This is a genomic window from Paenibacillus sp. JJ1722, assembly GCF_048282685.1.
Lineage (GTDB): Bacteria > Bacillota > Bacilli > Paenibacillales > Paenibacillaceae > Paenibacillus > Paenibacillus polymyxa_B.
The window spans coordinates 3852569-3876616 of sequence record NZ_CP182500.1 but is presented as its reverse complement, the minus strand read 5'-3'; the positions used below and the strand labels follow the sequence as shown (position 1 = coordinate 3876616).

At 45.4% G+C, this 24048-nt stretch carries 19 protein-coding genes; 12 read left to right on the top strand and 7 right to left on the bottom strand.

All coding sequences use genetic code 11. The features are described from left to right. Positions 1-46: 46 nt before the first annotated feature. The 4 genes from ACM1ND_RS17310 to aspS all read left to right on the top strand — a co-directional run bounded on the left by ACM1ND_RS17310 (position 47) and on the right by aspS (position 6076). Positions 47-922, top strand: coding sequence for an SDR family NAD(P)-dependent oxidoreductase (locus ACM1ND_RS17310; protein WP_025718361.1), 876 nt, complete (start codon positions 47-49; stop codon positions 920-922). A 37-nt stretch (positions 923-959) separates the two neighbouring features. Next, positions 960-1937: an acyltransferase domain-containing protein gene (locus ACM1ND_RS17305; protein ID WP_418026381.1), complete on the top strand. Its 978-nt coding sequence runs from the start codon at positions 960-962 to the stop codon at positions 1935-1937. A 31-nt stretch (positions 1938-1968) separates the two neighbouring features. Then, complete coding sequence (gene fabD / locus ACM1ND_RS17300) at positions 1969-4242, top strand: ACP S-malonyltransferase (protein ID WP_418026380.1); 2274 nt, start codon at positions 1969-1971, stop codon at positions 4240-4242. Positions 4243-4306: 64 nt separating this feature from the next. Continuing rightward, positions 4307-6076, top strand: a complete 1770-nt coding sequence (gene aspS, locus ACM1ND_RS17295; protein WP_418026379.1) for an aspartate--tRNA ligase — start codon at positions 4307-4309, stop codon at positions 6074-6076. Positions 6077-6260: 184 nt separating this feature from the next. Here the strand turns inward: aspS and ACM1ND_RS17290 are convergent, their stop codons facing one another. Beyond that, complete coding sequence (locus tag ACM1ND_RS17290) at positions 6261-8204, bottom strand: serine hydrolase domain-containing protein (RefSeq protein WP_418026378.1); 1944 nt, start codon at positions 8202-8204, stop codon at positions 6261-6263. Between the two features lie 257 nt (positions 8205-8461). On the opposite strand from ACM1ND_RS17290, the gene ACM1ND_RS17285 reads away from it, so the two are divergent. Next, a complete protein-coding gene (locus ACM1ND_RS17285) occupies positions 8462-10522 on the top strand; it encodes a glycosyl hydrolase 115 family protein (RefSeq protein ID WP_418026377.1) in 2061 nt (686 codons plus the stop codon). A 170-nt stretch (positions 10523-10692) separates the two neighbouring features. On the opposite strand, the gene ACM1ND_RS17280 is transcribed toward ACM1ND_RS17285, so the two are convergent. Together ACM1ND_RS17280 and ACM1ND_RS17275 are read right to left on the bottom strand one after the other, a co-directional pair. Further along, positions 10693-10875 (bottom strand): hypothetical protein, encoded by a 183-nt coding sequence (locus ACM1ND_RS17280; RefSeq protein ID WP_175405281.1) that lies wholly within the window; start codon positions 10873-10875, stop codon positions 10693-10695. A gap of 10 nt (positions 10876-10885) precedes the next feature. Continuing rightward, positions 10886-11140, bottom strand: coding sequence for an MFS transporter (locus tag ACM1ND_RS17275; RefSeq protein ID WP_068941449.1), 255 nt, complete (start codon positions 11138-11140; stop codon positions 10886-10888). Positions 11141-11231: 91 nt separating this feature from the next. On the opposite strand from ACM1ND_RS17275, the gene ACM1ND_RS17270 reads away from it, so the two are divergent. Continuing rightward, positions 11232-12110 carry a LysR family transcriptional regulator gene (locus tag ACM1ND_RS17270; protein ID WP_069080028.1) on the top strand — a complete coding sequence of 293 codons (879 nt, stop codon included), beginning with the start codon at positions 11232-11234 and terminating at the stop codon, positions 12108-12110. An 86-nt stretch (positions 12111-12196) separates the two neighbouring features. Here the strand turns inward: ACM1ND_RS17270 and glpK are convergent, their stop codons facing one another. The 4 genes from glpK to ACM1ND_RS17250 are packed head-to-tail and all read right to left on the bottom strand — an operon-like array spanning position 12197 to position 17028. Next, positions 12197-13714, bottom strand: a complete 1518-nt coding sequence (gene glpK / locus ACM1ND_RS17265) for a glycerol kinase GlpK (RefSeq protein ID WP_316243938.1) — start codon at positions 13712-13714, stop codon at positions 12197-12199. A 12-nt stretch (positions 13715-13726) separates the two neighbouring features. After that, entirely contained in the window at positions 13727-14662 is a 936-nt protein-coding gene (locus ACM1ND_RS17260; protein ID WP_023989377.1) for a transketolase family protein, read from the bottom strand. A 2-nt stretch (positions 14663-14664) separates the two neighbouring features. After that, a complete protein-coding gene (locus ACM1ND_RS17255) occupies positions 14665-15510 on the bottom strand; it encodes a transketolase (RefSeq protein WP_023989376.1) in 846 nt (281 codons plus the stop codon). 54 nt (positions 15511-15564) lie between these two features. Further along, positions 15565-17028, bottom strand: coding sequence for an L-fucose/L-arabinose isomerase family protein (locus ACM1ND_RS17250; protein WP_023989375.1), 1464 nt, complete (start codon positions 17026-17028; stop codon positions 15565-15567). Between the two features lie 311 nt (positions 17029-17339). Between ACM1ND_RS17250 and ACM1ND_RS17245 the strand changes: the two genes are divergently transcribed. From ACM1ND_RS17245 to ACM1ND_RS17220, 6 genes are all read left to right on the top strand, one after another. Beyond that, entirely contained in the window at positions 17340-18410 is a 1071-nt protein-coding gene (locus ACM1ND_RS17245) for a LacI family DNA-binding transcriptional regulator (protein ID WP_418026376.1), read from the top strand. A gap of 42 nt (positions 18411-18452) precedes the next feature. Further along, entirely contained in the window at positions 18453-20402 is a 1950-nt protein-coding gene (locus tag ACM1ND_RS17240; protein ID WP_028540520.1) for a BglG family transcription antiterminator, read from the top strand. Between the two features lie 178 nt (positions 20403-20580). After that, positions 20581-20940: a PTS lactose/cellobiose transporter subunit IIA gene (locus tag ACM1ND_RS17235; protein WP_023989372.1), complete on the top strand. Its 360-nt coding sequence runs from the start codon at positions 20581-20583 to the stop codon at positions 20938-20940. After that, positions 20937-21236, top strand: coding sequence for a PTS sugar transporter subunit IIB (locus tag ACM1ND_RS17230; RefSeq protein ID WP_023989371.1), 300 nt, complete (start codon positions 20937-20939; stop codon positions 21234-21236). Before ACM1ND_RS17235 ends, ACM1ND_RS17230 begins: the two co-directional genes overlap by 4 nt. 44 nt (positions 21237-21280) lie before the next feature. Beyond that, positions 21281-22690 carry a glycoside hydrolase family 1 protein gene (locus ACM1ND_RS17225; protein WP_341057519.1) on the top strand — a complete coding sequence of 470 codons (1410 nt, stop codon included), beginning with the start codon at positions 21281-21283 and terminating at the stop codon, positions 22688-22690. A gap of 45 nt (positions 22691-22735) precedes the next feature. After that, a complete protein-coding gene (locus tag ACM1ND_RS17220; RefSeq protein ID WP_341057521.1) occupies positions 22736-24040 on the top strand; it encodes a PTS sugar transporter subunit IIC in 1305 nt (434 codons plus the stop codon). Positions 24041-24048: the final 8 nt, after the last annotated feature.

Below are 24048 nucleotides of genomic sequence, written 5' to 3'. Positions count from 1 at the left end.
CCGATCACTATCAGATGGAAAATACAAAATATTCTGGAGGTAAATCATGAGGGAATTTAAAGATAAGATAGCCGTAGTTACGGGAGCCGCCAGTGGGATTGGCCGTGCTATTGCGGATCGATGTGTAAATGAGGGCATGAAGGTCGTCCTCGCGGATATTGAGGAGGAGGCCCTTCTAAGGGCCGAAAAACAATTGAAAGACATGGGTGCAGAAACGTTATCCGTGGTGACGGATATTTCCAAAGAAGCTGATATACGTGCATTAGCGCAAAAAACGGTTCAGACATTTGGGGCTGTGCATCTTTTGTTCAACAATGCAGGGGTGGACGCCGGCACGGGCTGCTTATTATGGGAAAATACGGTGGCGGATTGGCAGTGGGTAATAAACGTAAACATATGGGGGATTCTCTTTGCAACTGAAATTTTTGTTCCTATTATGCTGAAACAGAAAACCGCATGTCATATTGTGAATACAGCTTCCATCGCCGGGCTATTGTCCGGCCCTGGTAATGGCATATATAGCGCGTCAAAACATGCCGTTTTAAGCTTGTCTGAAACGCTACACCAAGAACTCAGATTGATAGGTTCCAATGTAGGGGTTTCAGTTGTCTGCCCCGGGTTCGTACGCACCCAAATTATGGATGCTGAACGAAACCGACCGACGGAGCTGAGTAAGCAGACCGGACTAGGAAATCTTCCCCCGGAAAGACAAGTCATTAATCAATTGGCCCGCAAGGCTGTCCAGAATGGAATACTTCCAGAGGATGTAGCAAATCAGATGTTTGAGGGAATCAAAAAAGGGCAGCTATATATCATAACAGAGCCGAAATTCAAACCTGCAATAAGACAACATATGGAGAATGTTCTTAACGAAAGCAATCCCACACCTTCCCAAATGCAATTAGTTCGCAATTTACTGTGAAATATTCGTTTTAAATGGAGTTATTGGGATTTTATCAATGAGTATGTTGTGGGAGGTTAGAATGGACAGATCTGTGATTTTTATGTTTTCAGGCCAAGGCTCACAATACTACGGCATGGGAAGAGAATTATTTAAGTTAAATCCAGTTTTCCGAAAATGGATGACGAAGCTGGATGATATTCATACGGATATTACAGGAAGGTCCGTATTAAAAATGCTGTACGACGACAACCGTGGGAGAGGAGACCTGTTTGATAGTCTGTTATATACTCACCCCGCAATTTTCATGGTGGAGTATGCCCTCACACAGGTATTACTGGAAAAGGGGATTTATCCTGATTACGTTTTGGGTTCCAGCCTCGGTGAGTTTGCATCTGTTGCTGCGGCTGGTTGTATGAGTTATGAAGATACTCTTCAATGCCTTGTCAAGCAAGCAGAAATGGTAGAAACCTACTGTCCAAAGGGTGGCATGCTGGCCGTAATTGGCGACCTCAGTCTGTATGACCAAATATCCGTATTGAATGCCAACTCAGAGTTAGCATCAATCAACTATGACTCGCATTTTGTCATTTCTGGAAGCTGTGAGGAACTGGAAGAAATTGAACGCTACTTGATAGCAAATGAGATTATATGTCAAAGGTTACCGGTTCAGTTTGCTTTTCACTCTTCCTTAATGGACCCTATAGCCTTGGAATATACAGCGTATTTAAAGCTTAAGACCCTAAGGAATCCGACTATAAATATGGTTTCATCTATGTTCGGAGGAAAAGCGACATCCCTTGACAACCGTTTTCTTTGGGATGTTGCTAGAAAACCTATCCGTTTTCGGAACGCTTTAAAATGTCTGGGAGACGGGGACGGGGTCATCTATATTGACCTTGGCCCCTCTGGCACGCTTGCTAATTTTGTGAAGTACAATTTTGGTAGCAAGAAAATGGCAAGTATTTGTTCTATTCTTTCACCTTTTCAAAACGATATGAAAAATTTGGATCGTCTATTTGAAATATTCGACTAATATGCATTCACTAGCAAAAAGGAGGACACAAATGATCGCATATCTGTTCCCTGGACAAGGGGCTCAAGCCAAAGGCATGGGAGTAGGACTATTTGACGAATTTCAGGAATTGGTTGCAAAAGCGGATGCTATTCTTGGTTATTCTATTAAGAAACTGTGTCTTGAAGATCCTGCCAATCAACTAGGACAAACGGATTTTACCCAACCGGCGCTATTTGTCGTAAACGCTTTGAGTTATCTTAATAAATTAAAAGAGACTGGAAGAAAACCCGATTATGTTGCAGGACATAGCCTAGGTGAATACAATGCCTTATTTGCCGCAGAGGCATTTGACTTTGAAACGGGCTTGAAGCTGGTTAAAAAAAGAGGAGAACTGATGGTCAAGGCTACCGGTGGTGGTATGGCAGCGGTCATAGGCTTGAACGAGGAAGTATTTAGAGAAGTTATCGAGAAAAATAATTTAAGGGGGATTGATGTTGCCAATTTTAATTCGCCAAGCCAGATTGTCATCTCAGGACCGAAGGACATGATTGAGCAGGCACAGCCAATTTTTGAAGATGCAGGAGCCACAAACTATGTGATTTTAAATGTAAGTGGAGCATTTCACTCCAGGTATTTGGAAGATGCCAGACAGAGATTTGAGGCCTATGCGTCACAGTTCGAATTCTCAAAATTGAAAATACCAGTCATTTCAAATATCTATGCCAGACCCTACAGGCAGCAAGATGTAAGGAGTACGCTGATCAACCAGATCGTAAGTCCAGTCAAATGGTCGGAAAGTATAAGATATCTAATGGGTAAAAATGTAACCCAGTTCATACAGGTTGGGCCTGGAAAAGTCATAACAGGGTTGGTTAACGCAATACAACGAGACGCAGAACCGCTGATTGTGAGGGAGGATGAGGAACGTAGCGAGCAGGTACAGGAAGTAAAGTCGAAGAATAGTATATCCGGCCAACGATTTACGGCGGAGTCTCTTGGTCATAGCGAATTCAAAAAATATTATGGACTTAAATACGCGTATCTTATGGGTTCGATGTATAAGGGAATATCTTCAAAAGAGATGGTCGTAAAAGCAGGTAAGGCAGGAATGATGGGATTCTTTGGGGCAGGGGGAGTCAAGATTGGGGCCCTTGAGGAAGCTATAAAGTATATTCAGCAAGAATTGAACCAAGGCGAAGCCTATGGAATGAATCTTATTCATGTTCCCGATCACCTGGAAATAGAAAATAACATCGTTGATTTGTACATAAAATACGGTGTTAGAACTATTGAAGCCTCTGCGTTCATGAGTATAACGCCTTCTTTGGTAAGGTACAGATTGAAGGGTTTGAAACGAAATGAAAAGGGGATCGTAACACCGCAGAACAGGATTATAGCGAAAGTATCAAGACCCGAGGTTGTGGAGGCATTCTTGAGTCCTGCGCCTCAGAATATCGTAAATAAACTGCTCGAGGAAAATAGGATAAGCCGGGATGAGGCCCGGATGGCGATGGAAATTCCTATGGTAGACGATCTGTGTGTCGAGGCTGATTCAGGCGGGCATACTGATCATGCTGTTGCATATGTACTGGTTCCGTTAATGCTTAAAATGAGGGATGAAGCGTTACTTAAGTATAAATACAATAAAAGTATAAGGGTAGGGGCAGCCGGGGGGATAGGGACTCCACAAGCTGCTGCGGCAGCGTTTATACTGGGTGCGGATTTTATCATGACAGGCTCAATCAACCAATGTACGGTTGAAGCAGGGACAAGTGATGATGTAAAGGATTTGCTCCAGCAGTTAAATATACAGGATACAGACTACGCTCCCGCAGGGGATATGTTTGAAATGGGAGCGAAAATTCAGGTTATGAAAAAAGGAGTTTTTTTCCCGGCTAGGGCGAATAAATTATATGATCTTTACCGTAATTATAACTCCATAGATGAAATTGATAGCGGAACCAAAAAATATATCGAAGAAAAATATTTTAAGAAGAGTATTGAACAAGTATATGAAGATATTAAAGCTTATTACCCGGCTGAGATCATTGAAAAAGCTGAAAGAATTCCTAAACGTAAGATGGCGTTGATATTTAGATGGTACTTTACTTATTCTACACGACTTGCAATGAATGGAGACAAACACAGTAAGGTTGATTATCAAGTACACTGCGGACCAGCCCTTGGCGCTTTTAACCAATGGGTCAAGGGAACAGTCTTTGAGAATTGGAAGAACAGGCATGTTGATGAAATAGGACAAAAAATAATGGTTGAAACTGCGGAATACCTGAATGAGAGGTATAAAGCTTTAACGATAATGTGAGTATATGTGTGGAGAAAAATAGAAATCATTAAGATGATAGGGATAAAAGAAAGTGGGGTTTTTCATGCATAGTTATAGGACTCATAACTGTGGAGAATTGGATCAAAAACATGTCGGCGAAGTAGTGAGAATTGCAGGATGGATAAAAAATATGCGTGACCATGGCGGGGTTATTTTTATTGACCTTAGGGATCATTATGGAGTAACGCAGATTGTTGTTTCTGATAATAACGAATTGAAAGATTTTGTATCAAAGATCAGCAGGGAGTCAACCATTTCTGTTACAGGCACTGTATGTAACAGATCTGAAAATACGATTAGTCCCACTATGAAAACCGGACATATTGAGTTAGCTGCTAATGAGATAAAAGTTTTAGGGAAGGTAGTGAATCCATTACCTTTTGAAGTATCTTTAGCAAATGAAGCTCGGGAAGATTTAAGATTAAAGTACCGTTTCTTGGATCTACGGAATGAAAAAATACACAATAATATTATACTTCGTTCTAAAGTAATTCAAAGTATCAGAAGAAAGATGATCGGTTTGAATTTTTTAGAGATCCAGACACCTATCCTGACAAGTTCATCTCCAGAGGGCGCCAGAGACTATTTAGTTCCTAGTAGAGTGCATCCAGGCCAATTTTATGCCTTGCCTCAAGCACCACAACAATTTAAACAATTATTAATGGTTTCGGGCTTTGATAAATATTTTCAAATTGCTCCGTGCTTTAGAGATGAGGATGCAAGGGCAGACAGATCACCCGGCGAGTTTTATCAGCTGGATTTGGAAATGGCTTTTGCAACACAGGAAGATGTCTTTAATGTAGTTGAAAATATGCTATATGAAGTTTTCTCTGAATTTACAAATTTTAAAATCTCAAAGCCTTTTACCAGGATTCCATATCAAGAAGCCATGCTCAAATACGGGAGCGATAAACCTGATTTAAGAAATCCATTAATTATCCATGATGTTACAGAGCTGTTTACAGAGACTGATTTTAAAGTATTTAAAAATAAAACGATAAGAGTTATTGCTGTTCCTGGTTGTGGAGCACAGCCAAGAAGCTTTTATGACGATATAGTAAACTTTGCTATTGAGTCTGGAGCGAAAGGCCTCTCATGGATTAAGTTCAACGATGATATGTCTCTTAGTGGCTCTATTGCAAAATTCATCTCTGAAGAGGTGAAAAACGAATTAATACATGTTACGCAAGCTAGTTCAGGATATGCACTGTTTTTTGCTGCTGATCAACTTGAAAATGTCGAAAAAATAGCCGGTGCTGTCAGAAATCAATTAGGAAAAAGACTAGATTTGCTGGAAAAGGATATATATAAATTTTGCTGGATAGTTGATTTTCCTATGTTTGAATTGGATCCTGATACTCATAAAATTGGGTTTAGCCATAATCCTTTTTCGATGCCACAAGGTGGTATGGATGCGCTGCTGAATATGGATCCTCTTGATATCCTAGCGTACCAATATGATATTGTATGTAATGGGATTGAACTGTCCTCGGGTGCTGTCCGTAACCATGATACGGAGATTATGGTAAAAGCCTTTGAGATTGCAGGTTATACATATAGAGATATCAAGAGTAAATTTCCTGCACTCTTTAATGCTTTTCAATTTGGGCCGCCGCCTCATGCAGGTATAGCACCTGGAATTGATAGGATTGTTATGATCATTGCAAATGAATCGAATATCCGAGAGGTTATTGCTTTTCCAATGAATAGCAAAGCGCAGGATCTATTAATGGGAGCACCTTCGGAGGTTACTGAGAAACAATTGAGAGATGTTCATATAAAATTGGTAAATACTCAGCCAGAAACAGAATAAACAGATTCAACAACATACTGAAAGCAAAGGCTGAATTCGGCACGTATTTGAATCTCATTGAGTGTGTTAAAAACTCTCCCTGCTAGATGCAGAGGAGAGTTTTTTTATTTAGCTCAGATTGGGGTTGTTCATTTTGCAATCTTCATCGGTACACTGGAAGGTATGGCAGGCTTATCGAATGGAGCTATGCCAAAAAGTAGAAATTATAGGAATACAGGAAAATCGAAATAGCTAGAAACGAAAGAATCAGCGTCGCGGTGTATACCTTTCTTAACAATGTTGTTTTGGTAACATTGCATCTTCTTACAGCAAGATAGGCAGCCGGTACAAAGGCAAGCCCAAGTACCCAGAAAAAGATAATATTCAAATTGAAATTGGACATAGGCTGAAAGGGGTCGCCTATCAATTGGATGCTGGAAGCAATGAGATTGACGATCACAAGCAGACCCAGCAATGGTATTACGGTTACACTGTCAGGGAAGGGAAGCCGCGAAGTATTCTTCTGCTTTCTTGCGTCCTTGAGCTTCCGCAGCCACCCTGTAATACCAAAAACAAACCCAAGCGCAAACCAAATGCCGCATGCCCCCACTAGAATATAACTGAAAATGGATGTTTGCAGGAAGGAGATCGGCAATTGGTCATCGATCACTCCATATGACAACTGCGTCACTTTACCATCGGCATTGGTTAAGAAAAAAAGACGACTGATGTTTAAGCCCGCGTAATCATAAGAAGTGCTCCCAGGAGTCACACGTTCAAAAAAATAGGGTTTGGTTTCTACATAATCAACATGAATATTCATGGATGGAATACTCAGAGTGATTCCGCCATTGCCGTTGGCTGTGACCACTTCTTCCGCATTGGATAATACGGGTATAAGCTTCAATATACCAGATGATACTGCACGAGCAGAACGGTATTTTCCCGCCACATCCGCGCTATGCTTCAACGTGCTATCCGCTTGCGGAGTAGCGTGGGAATCCCCAACAAACAGGTCAATGAGTTCGCTTCTTGCACCGGACATTTCATTTTCCACATTGGTCAGGATGCTGATCCCAAAGTTTTGATCCGGCACGATAGAGACCAGAGAGGAGAATGAATCTGTATTTCCACCGTGCTCGATAACACGATAATCTCCCGCGAACCGTTCCCAAAAGCCATGGGCATTCCCCGGAAGCTCGGGATAGTGGGTATATGAAGCCTCATGCATTTCTCGCAGGGTTTCATTCTTGTTGAATAGCGAATATTTTAAGGAATGCTCCATGTTCAGATGAGCAAGCATAAAATGAGCCATGTCCTCCGAAGTAATGTTTAACGCACCCGCCGGCACATCATTAAAGAAAACATTGGGCTTTGCCACCCAGTTTCCATCCTTCTTGGAGTAGCCTGTTGCTTTATGTTCGATAACCTCCGGGATAAGATCATATCGTTGTGTAAAGTAAGAATGTTTCATGTCTAGAGGCTCAAATATATGTTTCTGAATATAGGTTTCAAAAGGCATTCCGGATACACGTTCTATAATATAACCGGCCAGGTTGGTCCCATAGTTGGAATAAGCAATCACTGTTCCAGGCTCATAAATCTGTTCAGGCTGATTTCTGGGTGCGATATGCTCCTTGAGAGACCTAAGATCAGCAGGATCATGAACCAAAAGTTTTTCCAGGTGCTCCTCAAAACCTGCCGTGTGGCTCATCAGTGATTTCAGGGTAATAGGCTTATCAAAAGAAAGCTTGAGAAAGCCGTCAGGCAAGTATGTGCGGATGTCCGTATTCAAATCCAGCTTTTCCTGCTCAACCAGTTGCATTACTGCCGTCCAGGTGAACAATTTCGATACGGAACCGGCCTCCATATAGGTTGTTTCCGTACTCATGGGTGTTTTTTTCTCGATGTTTGAGTATCCGTAACCTTTTGAAAAAACAATTTTCCCGTCCTTTACTATGGAAACCGCAGCACCAGGAATCGCTGTTCCTATATATTTTTTCATAATTTGATCTGTTCTGTTTTCGATTTCGGAAATCGGAATTCCAGAGGGCGTGGTTGGAACGGACCCAGAAGCATATGCCTGGACCGGGATAAATGCCATCAATGCCAACAGGAACAAAGAGGCAAATCGTTTTTTCAATTTCATATCAAGTCTCCTTTTTGCTGCACTTGAATCTTTAAGGGCAGTCTGTTTTTTGGAACATTTTTAGTGTAGCAATCAAGTCTTTCTTATTTCTCTCCTGTTCCTTACTTTTTTCTTTCTCGAATTAAGCTTCAACTCTCAAGTGATTTACCGAAAAAAAGCTATATTTACGTTGGAACAGCTTTATATGTATGTTGCCAACCTATAAAATAAAGACAAGAAGAATCCTCATAGTTGAAAAAAATAGGAGATGACAATAAATGAAAGCTTGTGAACCTCTAACTATTTCATCTGAAAGCGGATACAATCTTCAAACCGATGAAAGTGTGCCCATTGCCCACGCTTGGAACATGATTGCGCGAGATCATAAGCAAGTGTTTGGCCGCAAGCCATTGCAAACAGAAGTAGAGCCCTCGATCATTATCCGTTATGCGCAGGAAGGAGATAGCTGCCCGCATTGGCCAGAGGGCTATTGTCTGCGTTTTGTTGCTGGTAGCAAGGGAACGGTACTCCATATTATTGGCCGTGATGAATTAGGAATTATTTATGGACTGCTTCATTACAGCCGTTTCGCTCTGGGTGTGGAGCCGTTCTGGTTCTGGGCGGAGCTTCTCCCGCCTAAGCGGGATACCATCGTTTTGCCAAGTCAGAATGTTGACAGTATACCGTCCAAGGTCCGATATCGGGGATGGTTTGTCAATGATGAGGTATGCTTGATTGGCTGGAAGGAAGATTATCCACCAACGGAGCAGGTGTGGCAGCCCGTTTTTGAAGCGTTACTGCGGTGCGGTGGAAATATGGTGATTCCCGGAACCGATTTACCACGCACAGGTATCCATCATAAGCTTGCAGCAGACATGGGCTTATGGATCACACATCATCATGCCGAGCCGTTGGGGGCGGAAATGTTTTTGCGCGCCTTTCCGGGTAAACAAGCTAGCTACAGAGAGCATCCCGAGTTGTTTGAACAGCTGTGGCAGGAAGCGATTGAACGGCAGAAGGAAGAGAAAATTGTATGGGTATTGTCTTTTCGCGGGCAGGGTGACAAGCCTTTTTGGGAAGATGATCCTTCCTTTAATACGCCGGACAAACGCGGACAATTAATATCGTATGTGGTTCGCAAGCAGTACAATATGATCTGTGAATTTGTGGAGCAGCCCGTGTGCTGTATGGCGATGTATGGTGAGATTGCCGAGTTATACAAGCAGGGGCATATTGAAGTACCCGAAGGGGTGATCAAAATATGGGCGGACAATGGTTACGGTAAAATGGTATCTCGGCGCCATGGGAATCTTAATTATCGTGTACCAGCATTGCCTGAGGCGCAGGATGGGGGCAAGAATGGAGTATATTACCATGTGACCTTCCACGACTTGCAAGCGTCGAACCATCTTACCCAATTTCCCTCCTCAGCCAGCTTGATTGTAGAGGAATTAACATCAGCGTTTACTACAGGGGCGGACGAGTACCTGCTGGTCAATTCAGGTAATATTTTGCCACATGTATATACGCTGGATTTAGTAGCAAATTTATGGACGAATGGTAACGTGGATGCCGAAGAGCAGCTTACTGATTTTATCGGACGGCTGTACAGTAGTCAGCTTCAAGAGATTTCCCAATTATACCGGGATTATTCCCGTTGCACTATCGTTTATGGCCCGCATAAGGATGATCGAGCAGGGGAGGAATTCTATCACCATCCGGCTCGGCAAATTATGGGGTATTGGCTACAAGGCAAAGAAGGCAGTGATGAATGGCTGTACTGGGCTACTGGAGAAAGGCCTTTTCCTGAACAGGTACGCTGGTTCAAGGAAAAAGCCGAGTCGGCAATCCCGGATTGGGTTGAACTACGAGAGCGGTGTCTACGAATCATGAAGCAGTTGTCTGAAGATGAATGTCGCAGGCTGTATAATCAACTGCTTGTGCAGATTGAACTGCATCTGAGTGGTTCACGTGGACTGGCAAGCTTATGTAGCGCTTATGGGCTGTTCCTTGAAAAAGATTACCCAAGAGCATTTATACAAGCTTCTCATGCCGTTTGGAGCTACCGGATGGGTAAAGAAGCGTTGTCGCTCGCAGGAACTGGAAGATGGGAGCATTTCTACCGGGCAGATTGGTTAACCAATCTAGATAACACTATTTCTCATGCGGACACTGTGCGGAGATTTCTTCGTCTTCAGGGAGACAGTCCGGATATGTTCCTGTGGTCCAAACAATATTTAATGCCAGAAACAGAGAAATATATCTACCTGGAGAATACGCATCGCATGCCCCTTCCCGATGATGAGTTGGCACGCTGTCTGGAGAAGGTATTATATTAAAAAGGATCTTAGAACTTCTATGACTTCTGATAAAAGAACCTTCCAATCCATGAAGTTAGATGGACAGGAAGGTTCTTTATAACCTGATCTACATATTCGTTGAGCTTCTTGCCAAGTGTGGATGTGATTCTCAGCCATCTAACCGTCAATGTTTTTATAGGGCAATAGGTCTATTTCTTGGGGGAGAACTCGTGATTCTTAGCACGCCACGAAACTATGAAGGCAAGTAGCATAAGAATCAGTAACGCCCACGGGAAAGAGCTGCTTCCAAGTGTCTCCAGAAGAATTCCGCCAAGCAAACCGCCTCCACCAATGGCCAAATTCCAAGCGGTTACAAGCATAGACTGTGCCACATCTGCGCTCTCACAAGGCAACAGTTAAATAGACAACAGCAGGTTGGTGACTTCCGATTCCCAGCGCCAAAGATGCGATAGCGAAGCCGAAGGTACTCACAAGTACCAGTAGACGCAGCCAGCGGTCAATGAATACACCGATCAACCCGATTCCGGCAACCGAAGTTATTCCAAAAATAAGCAGCACCACATCTGTTTGAGAAGCCAGTCCAGCTTGATTTAGATAGGGAGCGATATAGGTGTAAAGAATATTATGCGCTAGCACCCAAATTAAAACGACAGTTAAAGGTATATTTTGATATAACTGAAATACTATTATTTCATGGAGGGAATAACCGTATGGTTATAACGGGTGTATGTCTGTGAATATGAATCATCTTGAAGTGTTTATGAAGGTTGCGGAGAAAATGAATATGACGGAGGCTTCCAAAGCGCTGTTTATTTCCCAGCCTGCGGTTAGCAAGGCTTTGATCCAATTTGAAAATACTTTGCAGGTGAAATTGTTTATTCGCGACAAGCAGAATGGACTCGTACTGACCGAAGTGGGAAAAGAAATGCTGAGTCTGGCCAGACAAATGAAGGAAATCGAAGATAAAATGGTTCAGCTTGCGTGTCAGGAGAATAAGCTTTTACGCGGTAAAGTAAAAATAGGCTCCTTCCCGGCAGCCTCTACGAACTTGCTTCCAGAAGCGATCTGCTTATTCCGCTCCCAATACCCCGATGTCACCATTGAACTGATGGAAGGAAACACGAATCAAATTAAACAATGGGTGGAGGATCGCACTGTTGAAATTGGAATAGTAGCTTCTCCTTTCGATCATTATGACGTCCATATTCTTGAACACGATTCCATGGTTGCTATCATGCCGGAGAATCATCCATTGCAAGCAGAACATGAGGTTTCTCTGGAACAGAACAGGAACGACCTTATCTTCTGTAAAGGAGGACATGAATCTGCTGTATTAAACACCTTGCATGAGCAGCAAATTCCTTTCCAGGAGAGTCTCACGGTCCAAACGGCTGAAACCTTAGTCCATATGGTCCAAAAAAAGTTGGGCATTGGCATTATATCGAAGTTTACGCTTTCCTCGGTGTCCCATACACTAATCGTTAAAGAGATCATTCCCCAAATTTCGCGGGATATCGGAATTATCGCGCATTCTTTTGATGAAGCGACCCCGGCAGCCCGTGAGTTTGTAAAAGCGTTGGGTCAGTTATATCGTTCGAGTGAGTAACTTAATAAAAGGGCCTTTGTAAAAGCAAGGGCCCTTTTTGTTTGGTTTGTATTGGGGAGATATGAGGAATGGAGTACAGAGATTATTTATAAAACGGGAAATTCATGCTGTTGTTGCAATACAGACTGAACAGCCCGCTGCCAGCCAGTATAATATTTCTCTCTGGTAGCCTCATCCATCTTTGGTTCGTATGCTTCATACATTTTAAGATTGGAAGCGATTTGCTCTGGATCGGACCAAAAGCCTGTGCCGAGCCCACCGAGATAGACCGAACCCATGGCCGACAGCTCGGCACATGTGGATCGGGTCACAAGGTTGCCCAGAATATCGGCCTGAAATTGCATCAGCCAAGTGTTGGAGGAAGCCCCGCCGTCCGTGCGCAGGCCGACCAACTCAATCCCGGACTGTTCCTGAATAAACTCTATAGCGTCCCGTACTTGGTAAGCGATGCTCTCCAGCGCAGCCCGGACGATGTGTCCTTTGCCAGTTCCACGGTTCATACCGATAATTGCCGCCCGGGCGTAGGGATTCCAATAGGGAGCGCCCATTCCGACAAAGGCAGGCACAAGATAGACGCCATCGTTTGCAGGAACGCTTTCGACTAAGCGCTGCATTTCCTCAAAGGTAGAGAACAGTCCTAAGTTGTCCTGCGTCCATTTGATGCTGTCGCCTGTTGTCCGGATGATGGCTTCAAGCGCATACGTAACAGTTCCGCTGGCCCCCCAGGCGATAGCGGTTACAAGTCCGTCACCGCCATCCACCGGATGATTCCCTACGTTCATTAATACAGAGGTACCCGTGCCAAAGGTTGCTTTGGCTGTTCCGGGCTTGAAACACAGATGCCCATACAATGCCCCTTGTGAATCCCCAATGACGCCCGAAATCGGTATTTTCTCATTGAAAAGGTCGCAATCTGCCGTATATCCGAAAATAGCGTCGGATGGTTTAACCTCAGGCAGCAGGGAAGAAGGAACGGAGAACAGCTGGGCAAGCTCTTCATCCCACTCCAGCGTGTGGATATTGAACAGCGATGTACGGCTGGCATTTGTAAAGTCGGTTGCATGGTTTTTACCGCCGGTAAGCTTCCAGACCAGCCAACTGTCCATGTTCCCTGCAAGTAGCCTCCCTTCAGCCAGCAGGTTGGCAGCTCCCTCCGTATGTTCAATGATCCATTTGAACTTGGCAGCGGAGAAATAAGGGTCAAGCATAAGCCCTGTTTTGGCGTGGATGGTTCTTTCGTGGCCAGCTTGCTTCAGCTCGGCGCACAGGTCCGCCGTACGTTGGCATTGCCAGACAACAGCATTATATATTGGCTGACCAGTCGTCTTATCCCACACCAATGCCGTTTCGCGTTGATTGGTGATTGTCAGCGCAGCTAGTGCGGACGGGTGGACGCAGGCTTGCTCCAATACGCTGCGGGCCGTTATTTTGACATTTTCATAAATTTCGAGCGGATCATGCTCTACCCAGCCGGGATGGGGGTAATATTGCTTATGCTCCATCCCGCTGCGGGCGATTACTGTACCCTGATGGTCTACAAGGAGTGCTTTGGTGCCTGAAGTACTCTGGTCGATGGCCAATATATATTGTTGATTGTGCTCCATATGCTTCGCCCTCTACTTATTAATCAATTCGAATGCAATTTGTTTGATATTGTCACCCGTAATGCCGTAGTGGTGGAAAACTTCCGCCGATTTACCGGCAATCGCTGGCTCATCCGGGATGCCGAGCACTCTCATAGGAACCGGGTGATTCTGCACAACAACTTCTGCCACGGCTGCGCCGAGACCGCCGTAAATGCTATGTTCCTCAACGGTAATGATGCGTCCAGTTTCACGTGCAGCGGTAATGATCGCCTCTTCATCCAGCGGCTTGATTGTATGCATGTTGATTACCCGGGCGGATATGCCTTCGTCGTTGAGTGCCTTGGCGGCATCGAGTGCGATTCGCACGGTTTCACCGACACCAATAATTGTAACGTCGTTGCCTTCTCTCACAGTTATAGCTTTGCCTATTTCGAATGGGTAATCATCGGTTTCGTAAACGTCCTCAACGGGATTACGCCCGATTCGCACGTATACGCCGCCGTCATATTTTACAAGCGCTTCGGTCAGTTTCTTCGTTTCGTGACGATCAGCAGGCAGGACAATCGCCAGTCCCGGAATTGCCCGAGCTACTGCGATATCTTGCACGGAGTGGTGTGACATGCCAAGCGCCCCGTAGCTGACGCCTCCGCTAATGCCGATGAGCTTCACATTTGTCCGCGAATAAGCAACGTCAACTTTGACTTGTTCAATACTGCGCATACTGAGGAAGCAGGCTGGTGAAGTCACAAACGGTTTTTTGCCGCTGTGGGCCAGGCCTGCAGACATGCCTACGATATTCTGTTCGGCAATGCCGACCTCGACGAACTGCTGCGGGAACGTATTGGCAAAGGGAGCCATTGCAGCAGAACCGCGCGAATCGCTGGCCAGTACCATGATATCACGGTCGTCTTTGGCCAACTCCAGCAGTGTGTCACAGATTACTTGGCGATTAGGAATTTTATTCATGCTTAATGCACCTGCCCTTTCTGCGTCAATTCTTCGATCGTTGCCTTTAGCTCTGTGAGAGCCAGCTCCAATTCTTTATCATTAGGCACATGGTGATGCCATGCCGGGACATTTTCGGCGAACGATACGCCTTTGCCCTTGGTGGTATTGGCCATAATTAACGTTGGCTTTCCGGCTACTTCAGGGGCGGACCTGAATGCCTTAAGCAATTCTTCCATATTGTTGCCGTTGATAGAGACGACGTTCCAGCCGAAGGCAGTCCACTTCTCTTCCAGCGGCTCCAGTCCCATGACTTCTTCGGTAGCACCGCTGATCTGGAGTCGGTTGCGGTCGATAATGCCGATCAGGTTATCCAGCTTATAATGAGAGCCTGCCATAGCGGCTTCCCAGTTGGAGCCTTCGGCCTGTTCGCCGTCTCCCATTAAACAAAATACACGGTAAGGACGGTCATCCCGCTTGGCAGCTAGTGCCATGCCTACGGAAATGGGCAGGCCGTGGCCGAGGGCCCCGGTGTTCATTTCAATCCCTGGAACCTTGTTGTTCGGGTGGCCAATGAGTCGGGTGCCGAACTGGCTATAGGTCTCCAGCTCTTCTTTTGGGAAAAAGCCCCGGTCGGCCAGAATACACCATAGAGATTCTACGGAATGCCCTTTGCTGGCGATAAAGCGATCACGGTCATCCCATTTTGGATTAGCAGGATCAACGTTCATGATTTCATAATATAAAGCCGTTAAAATGTCTGTATTGCTCAGCGATCCCCCCGTATGTCCCGTTTTGGCGCGGTGAATGATGGTTAGCAGGTCCATGCGGATTTGTGCGGCTTTTACTTTCAGTTCCTGGATTTCCATAATGTCCTCCTCAAGATAGGTATTAAAGGGATGGGCTTTGTCGCTTTAGACGTCTCAAACGTGAAGGTTCGGGCGCTTATTACGGGCGAGATCGGATCCTCTAAGCCAGCTTTGAATTTCCTGTTCCGTGGGATCGACCGGATCAGGCGTCAGGCCGGGTATATAATTGCAGGCCTCATAAATGGCCGGGATCACATTGGCATGGATACCTACGGAATGATGGACGTAAGGCCCTTTTACGAGTTTTTCCTCCCACAGCGGCCAATCGTTTACTTCCACCCATACGTAGGAGCCGCGGGTATAAGGACCTTCAATACCCCGGGCACGCCCGAGGAACATGGAGTACTCACCGTGGTCGCCGTCAAATCGGGCAATGGTCATACCGCCACCGCGGATTTCGCCTTCATGAGTTCCGGGAGAATGGTCGTCGAAGAGAAAATGTTTGCGTAACTTCGGTTTGTTCTCTACGGAGAGCGAGACCGGGAAATTGCCACAGTGGAAGAGAAGTTCGCCGTTATCATTCTCAGGATGTCGAACAGTAATATCTGCGAAGAAGGTTGGCAATGTGTTCATGGAGGCAGCCTGCACCATAATGGAAGTAATGGCTCCATGGATATCTGTTTCACAAGTAACCGGAATTTGTTCGTCAGTCAGGATTGCATTGGCCAGACACGGCATAATAGATATAGCATCCTGCAAAGAGGACCAGCACTGAATTGCGATAGCGCTGCTTCCCGTCTCACGGGCGAAGGATTTCATGGCGACCTTTAAAGCGGCTATCCGTCTTACATCATCTTCGGTCACTTCACTGTAATCGAGTTTTTCTTTAATGTAATCCATCGTTTCCAGAAGCTCTGAGCTATTGCTGGAGGCGATTTTTTTGGTTCTAAGCTGAATGTCGACAATGGTAATGGGATGAATCTCAATGCCGAAGCGTTCCAGCAGTTCGCCTTCATTGCACATCATCGTCCAGAATGAAGCGGGGCGGGGGCCAATCTGGAGAATGCGTAAGCTCTTGAATTGGCGCACGACGTTGGCGGCCGCCACAAAGTTGGTAAAGCCTCTTTCGAAAACCGGATCATTCACCCAACTGTTCGTTACATAGGTGAAGGGAACGTTGAATCTTCGCAGCACTTTACCTGTGGCGAAAATACCGCATTGGGTGTCGCGAAGGCGCATGCCGTCCGCAAGCGGCGCTTCATCCCGCGGTCCCCACAGCAGGACAGGCTTGCCGAGCGCCTTGCCTACACGAGCTACAGTATCTTCTGTACCAAAGTTGCAATGTGGGAAAAAAACAGCGTCGACTTCTTCTTCTTTGAATCGCTTTGCAATTAAATCCGCGTTTATATGGTCGTCATACAGCAAGCCTTCCTCATTAAGGCCCTCCAGGTCTACAATGTCGATATCCATGCCAAAACTCTCAATTTTCTTGCGAATTTCCACTTTGTACTTAAAGGCATCGTCGGCGCTGAACGTAAATCGGCGCGTCGGAGCATAACCCAACTTTAATTTCTTCATGATCATGTCTCCTCTGTACTTGAATAAACAACATTTGCTGAACAAAATAGAATGAATAAACTAAACAAAACCAAATTAGTTTAGTTGTAAAAACTAAATTCAATGACTATTTCTATGTCGAGGCCATAGTAACATCGAATTAAAACGGTGTCAATTAATTATTTAGTGATATTTAGTTATAAAAACTAAAAAAATAACTAAACAAATATAAATAAATTCAGCTAATTATTGCATCGCATCTCAAATCGGTGTAAACTTCATTTATTCACTTCACTGCTGTGTTCATCTTATTTAGAATGGAGAATTAGGGCATGAAAATGGAAGACATTGCCAAGCTGGCCAACGTATCCAAATCAGCTGTTTCACTGGCCTTCAGCGGCAAGCCGGGTATTGGCCCGGATACGCGTCAACGTATTCTCCAGGTAGCCCACGAGGCAGGATACAGTCCCAAAAGCAAGACGATAACGGCTTCAAGAAGTGATAAGTCCTTGCTTTTTCTCGTGTGTACAAATTCGGGCATTGTCCTTGAGGAATACTATCAACAGCCATTTTTTAAAGAATTAATCCAGTTTATTGAGGAACGTTGCCGACAAAAAGGGTATTCGTTGATCTTCTCGACGGTCGACGTAGAATTTTTCCAGAGGGATATCCAGATGGTTGCAGAGGAGAAACGCAGTGCAGGCACCATTGTTCTGGGAACCAATCTGACCCGTGAGCAGATCAGTAATATTCATGGCAAGCTGCCGAATCTGATTGTGCTGGATACCTGCTTTGATACGCTTCCCGTACAATTTATCCAGATTAATAATGTTATGGGTGCTTATCAGGCAGGAGCTTATTTATGCGACATGGGTCATACCTCAATCGGTTATATTGCTTCAAATGTACGAATTCATAATTTTGAGGAACGTAAACGCGGATTTTTGGCGGCACTCATGGAACGGGGGCTGAAGATTCCGGAGGCACAAATGCTGGCTGTAGCGCCAACCATTCTTACTTCGCAGGAGTATCTGAATCGGCAGTTAACCGTTTATCTGGAGAGCGGGAAAACTTTGCCGACGGCCTGGTTCTGCGAATGCGACTATATTGCTATCAGCGCTATGAAGACCATGAGCGAGCTTGGCATCCGGGTGCCGCAGGATACTTCAATTATCGGCTTTGACAACATTACGGAATCGGTCATTGTTACGCCGGAGCTAACGACCATTCATGTAGAAAAAGAAAGAATGGCCGTTCTGGCTGTCGATCTCCTGACCGATACTATTGAGCAGGGAACGCAGGTTACAGCAAAAATCACAGTGGATACGAAATTTGTAGAGCGCAATTCCTGTGCTGCTCCTGCCACTTTCGTACCTAAAGGCGAGCTAACCGAGCAGGCCTGAGTAGAGGATAGATTTTGACAAAAGAACGGGGGGTCACCTTGAATGAATACGCGAATGGTTTCGATTCTACAGCATTTGCTGGCTGCGGACACTCCTGTCAACAGCGAGCATCTGGCAAAGTTGATCCAGGTTACTTCACGTACCGTACGTAGCGATATCAGAGAACTGGATGAATTTCTGGCCAAGCATGGAGCATCGATTCAGCCTGTTCGTTCAAGGGGGTATGAACTGAAAATCACGGACGACCGCAGCTTTCGTACGCTCCTACAGCAGTTGTTCCTGTATAACGAACCGGATGATCCCAATTCTCCTGAATACCGACAGCGTTATTTAATCTCGCGCCTCCTGCTTACAGAAAATTATTTGAAGCTCGAAGAGTTGGCGGATGAGTTATACATTAGCAAATCCACCGTACAAAATGATTTCAAAGAGGTTAAGCATATGCTACAGGCTTACGGAATCGGCATTGATAAGCGCCCGAATTACGGTGTCAAGCTGAGGGGCGACGAGGTTCGCTTACGTTTCTGCATGTCTGAATTCATCGTCAACCGTTCTGAAGAAGAAAGGGCTGGGGGCGTGGAGGCCGCATCGAGAATGGTTACCCCTTGGGAAATGACACTCATTCGAGGTATTATTCTGGAGCAAATCCAGAACCACGGGGTCACTTTGTCGGATGTTGCCTTCAACAACCTGTCCATTCATATCGCTATAGCTTGCAAGCGTATTCGCGATGGGAACCGGGTCGCGATGCTTTCCGATGAAAGGGAAGATTTTCGGGCTACCGAGGAATTTCGAGCCGCTGAACATATTGTTAGCCACATTGAAAAGCAAATGGATTTGACCTTTCCGGAGGATGAGGTTGCTTATATCGCCATGCATCTGGCCGGGAACAAGTGGTTTGAGGGAGTTACGGAGCAACAGACAGAAGAGACAGGGCCTCAGAAGCTCTTGGATCGGGGAATTTATGAGCTTGGCAGAGAAATGCTGGCTGAAATTGACAGGGGCTTTAACCTGAATATCAGCCGGGATCAAGAACTGTTAATGGGCATATGTCTTCATCTGAAATCGGCGCTAAACCGCGTAAAATATAGGATGAATATCCGTAATCCGATGCTGGATCATGTGAAGAATAATTATCCTTTGGCTTTTCAGGCGGGGGTCATAGGTGCCAAGTTAATCGAGAGCAAACTGAATTTGACCATACCAGAGACAGAAATGGGTTATTTGGCGATTCATATCGGGGCCGCCATGGAAAGGCAGCAGATGAACAACAGACCTAAACGCTGCCTTGTCGTATGCACTTCGGGTGTTGGAAGTGCCCGCTTGCTGTATTACAAGCTACGTAGCAAGTTCGGTGAAAGGCTTGAGGTTGCTGGCACGACCGAGTATTACAAGTTGCAGCAGGTTCCTTTGCATGGCATTGATTTTGTGGTAAGCACAGTTCCAATCCCGCAGACATTATCCGTTCCGGTCGTGGTAGTTCAGACTCTGCTTGGCGGCGGTGACATCGATAAGATTGAAGAGCTGCTGACGGATGAAAACGAATTTACTTTCCGCTACATTATGGAAGAGCTTGTATTTCTGAGACATAACTTTACTACAAAAGAAGAGGTTATTACTTTTTTGGGAGAAAGAATGCATGCTTCCGGATTGATCCGCTCTTCCGAGGGATTCATCGGATTGGTGATGGAAAGGGAAAATGCTGCTCCTACGGCTTACGGAAATCTGATAGCCATTCCTCATCCTATTATTCCGCAAAGCAACCGGACGGTATGGGCGGTCTGTACACTGAAATCTCCCATAGATTGGTCCGGCAAGCCCGTGCAGTTCGTCTGCCTGCTCAGTATTAACAAAAACGGCGACGAGCCTCCGGCGAAAATGTATAAGCATCTGATGGGACTACTCGACGACTCGGATATTATCCAGCAAATGCTGGAATGCAAAACCTACGGGGATTTTGCTCAAATTATTGTCAAACATAAACTGTATTAAAATAAAGCTCTGCACGACATCTGCTTGGATTTTGAACAAGCATCGTGCAGAGCTTCTCTATTTTTTTCCATTGTAAGCATTTCCGCTTCTAGTGGAAAAGGGTTGCGTTTAGAAGTCGGCAAGAATCGTATACACTGAATCTGTAAGCTAAAGAGATGAAATGCATGAGGTGAATTCAATGGATGAGTATCAGGAAATCATAATGGGACTTATAACAAATTCGGGTATTGCGAAGAGTAAAGCTATGGAAGCTATCAGCTTTGCCGAGAAGGGTAATGCGGAGCAGGCAGCAGAATGTCTTGAAGAATGCAAGAACGAGCTGGTCCAAGCGCATAAATCGCAGACGCGACTGATCCAGCAGGAAGCGGGTGGGACAGCTCATGAAGTGACACTGCTAATGGTGCATGCACAAGACCATCTCATGTCTGCCATTACGACCAAGGATCTGGCGAGACATATCGTGGAACTTTACAGCAGATTGAACCGTTACGAAGCAACAGTATCCATCACACCATTATCGGGGAGGAATAACCAATGAAACAAATTACGCTTGTATGCGCAGCAGGAATGTCTACAAGTATGTTGGTACAAAAGATGCAGAAGGCTGCACAGGCTCAAAATGTTGAGGTTGAAATCAGAGCTACTTCCGAAAGCTCTTTTAAAGAGTATGCGGACAAAACGGACGTATTGCTGATAGGACCGCAGGTTGGCTACTTGGAAGACGATTTTAAAACCAAATACGAGCCTAAAGGCATCAAGGTAAGCGTAATCGACAGAATGGATTATGGCATGATGAATGGTGAAAAAGTACTTGCCGAAGCCTTAAATCTATAATCGTCTGTACATATAGATCAACACTTTTTCATTGGAGGTGTTAAATGAAATATCATAAATTGAAAGCGTTTGATTCCAATTTTCTATGGGGTGGATCGACCTCGTCCTATCAGTTTGAAGGAGCATGGAACGAGGACGGAAAAGGGCCGTCTGTTATTGACACCCGTCCGCCCCGGGAAGAGATCACTGATTATAAGGTGGCAAGCGATCATTACCATCACTATAAGGAAGACATTGCCTTACTGGCAGAAATGGGCTTTAAGGCTTATCGCTTCTCGGTGGCCTGGACCCGCATTTATCCGCAGGGAACAGGGGAATTGAATCCGAAAGGCATACAGTTTTACAACCATTTAATTGATGAGTTATTAAAATACGGGATCGAACCGATCGTGACCATGTATCATTTTGATCTTCCGGCAGCTTTGGAAAAAGAAGGCGGATGGTCGAACCGTAGTACAATCAACGCATTTGAAACGTATGCGAAGACATTGTTCGAACACTTTGGGGACCGGGTGAAATATTGGTTAACTATTAACGAACAAAACATGATGATTTTGCACGGTTCCGCTTTGGGAACGTTGGACCCGAACCTGAAGAATCCGAAAAAGGAATTGTATCAGCAAAATCATCATATGCTTCTGGCTCAAGCCAGGGCGATGATTCTGTGCAAAGAAATGTTACCTGAAGCTAAAGTGGCACCGGCCCCTAACATCTCGTGCGTATATCCAGCGTCTTCGCGTCCGGAAGATGTGCTGGCGGCTGATAACTTCAACGCAATCCGCAATTGGTTATACCTTGATATGGCGGTGTTTGGCCGTTACAATACGCTGGTCTGGAGTTACTTCGAGGAAAAAGGCTATACGCCTGAGATTCAAGAAGGGGATATGAGCATTCTGGCCGCCGCGAAGCCAGACTTTATCGCTTTTAATTATTACAGCTCTGCAACGGTCAAAGCCAGTACCCAGAATTCGGTAGAAAAAGGCGGGATGGGAGATCAGCAAATCTCAGTTGGAGAAGTGGGTGTTTTTGCTGGGAGTGGAAATGAGTACCTGGAGCGAACGGAGTTCGGCTGGGGAATTGATCCGGCAGGCCTGCGTGTTACTCTTAGGAAGATCTATGACCGCTACCAGCTACCGCTGATCATTACCGAGAATGGACTGGGGGCTTATGATTCCTTGGAAGAGGGCGATGTTGTAAGAGATGATTACCGCATCGATTACTTGCGCAAGCATATCGAGCAATGCCAGCTGGCTATTACGGACGGAGTGGAGCTGTTTGGTTATTGTCCTTGGTCCGCAATTGATCTGGTCAGCACCCACCAGGGAGTAAGCAAACGTTACGGATTCGTCTATGTTGACCGGGATGAGTTCAACCTGAGACAATTGCGGCGGATTCGCAAGAACAGCTTCCATTGGTACAAAAATATGATTTCCTCAAATGGAAGCGCTCTCTAGATTATTGTTCAACAGATGAAACTCTAAAACAGGAGTTGAAGGAATATGGCTAACGAAAAAAAACTATCGCATAAATTGCAAAGATACGCTGGGAAAATTCAGCAAAATCGCTATATGAGCGCTATATCAAATGGACTGATGTCCACCCTTCCTTTTTTGATTATTGGAGCATTTTCGACGCTTTTCTCCGCACTTGCCTGGGAGCCTTACCAGAACCTCATCGCACCCATCAAGGGTATTATCGGATTAGGATCGACGATGACAACTGGCATCGTCGCCCTCTATGCAGTCTTCTTCATTGCCTACAGACTGGCGCAATCTTTTGACAAGGACCCACTGGTTCCCGCAGCAACGGCACTGCTCTCGTTTCTTATTTTGACGCCGATCCAAACATTCGATAAAGTCCGGGCGCTTCCACTTCAGTGGCTCGGTGCGCAGGGTTTGTTTGTCGCCATGTTGGTTGGCTTGCTCGCTTCCCGATTGTATATCTGGATTGTCGATCGCAACTGGACCATTAAAATGCCCGAAGGAGTACCGCCTACCGTTGTCAAAACATTCTCAGGATTAATTCCGGCGATACTCGTAGCTATGGTATTCGTTATCGTTTCCGGTCTATTCATGCATACGTCATTCGGTACGGTCCATGAGTTTATTTATACCTATCTGCAAGTGCCACTGGAAGGACTGGGTGGATCACTGGGGGCTATGATTGTCGCCCTCATCATTATGCAGGTGCTCTGGATGTTCGGAATCCACGGTGCAATCGTAACGCTTGCCATCGTCAAACCGATCTGGATGAGCCTGGATCTTGCCAATCTCGACGCTTTCCAGGCGGGAGCTCCGCTACCGAACATTATCGGGCTGGCTTTCTGGTATATCTTCTCAAACTATGCGCCGATGCTGGGCTTCGCTCTCCTGCTGGTCTTCTTGGCCAAGAGCAAGCAATTACGCACGATTGGCAAGCTCGGCCTTCCGGGGACTTTCTTCTCGATTCACGAGCCACTCAATTTCGGAATTCCAGTTGTTTTGAATCCGCTCCTGGCTATTCCGTTTATCATTTCTCCTATCGTCTGCGCCGTCCTCGGTTATTTTGCGACAACTGCGGGCTTGCTGCCCGCACCCATCGGAATTTACCCGGCATTTGGCACTCCGATTTTTGCTCTTGGCTTTATTGAGGGGAGCTGGAGACTTGCAGCTGCACAGCTTTTGCTCATTCCCGTTTGTATGTTGATTTACTATCCGTTCTTTAGAACGCTTGATAAACAAGCGTTGAACAGGGAACGCGAAGCACAGGAGAAGTCAGAGCAGGAGGGAACGGCTGGAGCCCAAACTAGTATCGTTACTTCATAAATGAGCAA

Coding starts and splice junctions, on each gene's coding strand:
- ACM1ND_RS17290 (WP_418026378.1), bottom strand. CDS start 8,204: ATGAAATTGAAAAAACGATTTGCCTCTTTGTTCCTGTTGGCATTGATG.
- ACM1ND_RS17240 (WP_028540520.1), top strand. CDS start 18,453: ATGAATACGCGAATGGTTTCGATTCTACAGCATTTGCTGGCTGCGGAC.
- ACM1ND_RS17305 (WP_418026381.1), top strand. CDS start 960: ATGAGTATGTTGTGGGAGGTTAGAATGGACAGATCTGTGATTTTTATG.
- ACM1ND_RS17285 (WP_418026377.1), top strand. CDS start 8,462: ATGAAAGCTTGTGAACCTCTAACTATTTCATCTGAAAGCGGATACAAT.
- ACM1ND_RS17230 (WP_023989371.1), top strand. CDS start 20,937: ATGAAACAAATTACGCTTGTATGCGCAGCAGGAATGTCTACAAGTATG.
- ACM1ND_RS17225 (WP_341057519.1), top strand. CDS start 21,281: ATGAAATATCATAAATTGAAAGCGTTTGATTCCAATTTTCTATGGGGT.
- ACM1ND_RS17235 (WP_023989372.1), top strand. CDS start 20,581: ATGGATGAGTATCAGGAAATCATAATGGGACTTATAACAAATTCGGGT.
- ACM1ND_RS17255 (WP_023989376.1), bottom strand. CDS start 15,510: ATGGAAATCCAGGAACTGAAAGTAAAAGCCGCACAAATCCGCATGGAC.
- ACM1ND_RS17260 (WP_023989377.1), bottom strand. CDS start 14,662: ATGAATAAAATTCCTAATCGCCAAGTAATCTGTGACACACTGCTGGAG.
- aspS (WP_418026379.1), top strand. CDS start 4,307: ATGCATAGTTATAGGACTCATAACTGTGGAGAATTGGATCAAAAACAT.
- ACM1ND_RS17310 (WP_025718361.1), top strand. CDS start 47: ATGAGGGAATTTAAAGATAAGATAGCCGTAGTTACGGGAGCCGCCAGT.
- glpK (WP_316243938.1), bottom strand. CDS start 13,714: ATGGAGCACAATCAACAATATATATTGGCCATCGACCAGAGTACTTCA.
- fabD (WP_418026380.1), top strand. CDS start 1,969: ATGATCGCATATCTGTTCCCTGGACAAGGGGCTCAAGCCAAAGGCATG.
- ACM1ND_RS17245 (WP_418026376.1), top strand. CDS start 17,340: ATGAAAATGGAAGACATTGCCAAGCTGGCCAACGTATCCAAATCAGCT.
- ACM1ND_RS17220 (WP_341057521.1), top strand. CDS start 22,736: ATGGCTAACGAAAAAAAACTATCGCATAAATTGCAAAGATACGCTGGG.
- ACM1ND_RS17250 (WP_023989375.1), bottom strand. CDS start 17,028: ATGAAGAAATTAAAGTTGGGTTATGCTCCGACGCGCCGATTTACGTTC.
- ACM1ND_RS17270 (WP_069080028.1), top strand. CDS start 11,232: ATGTCTGTGAATATGAATCATCTTGAAGTGTTTATGAAGGTTGCGGAG.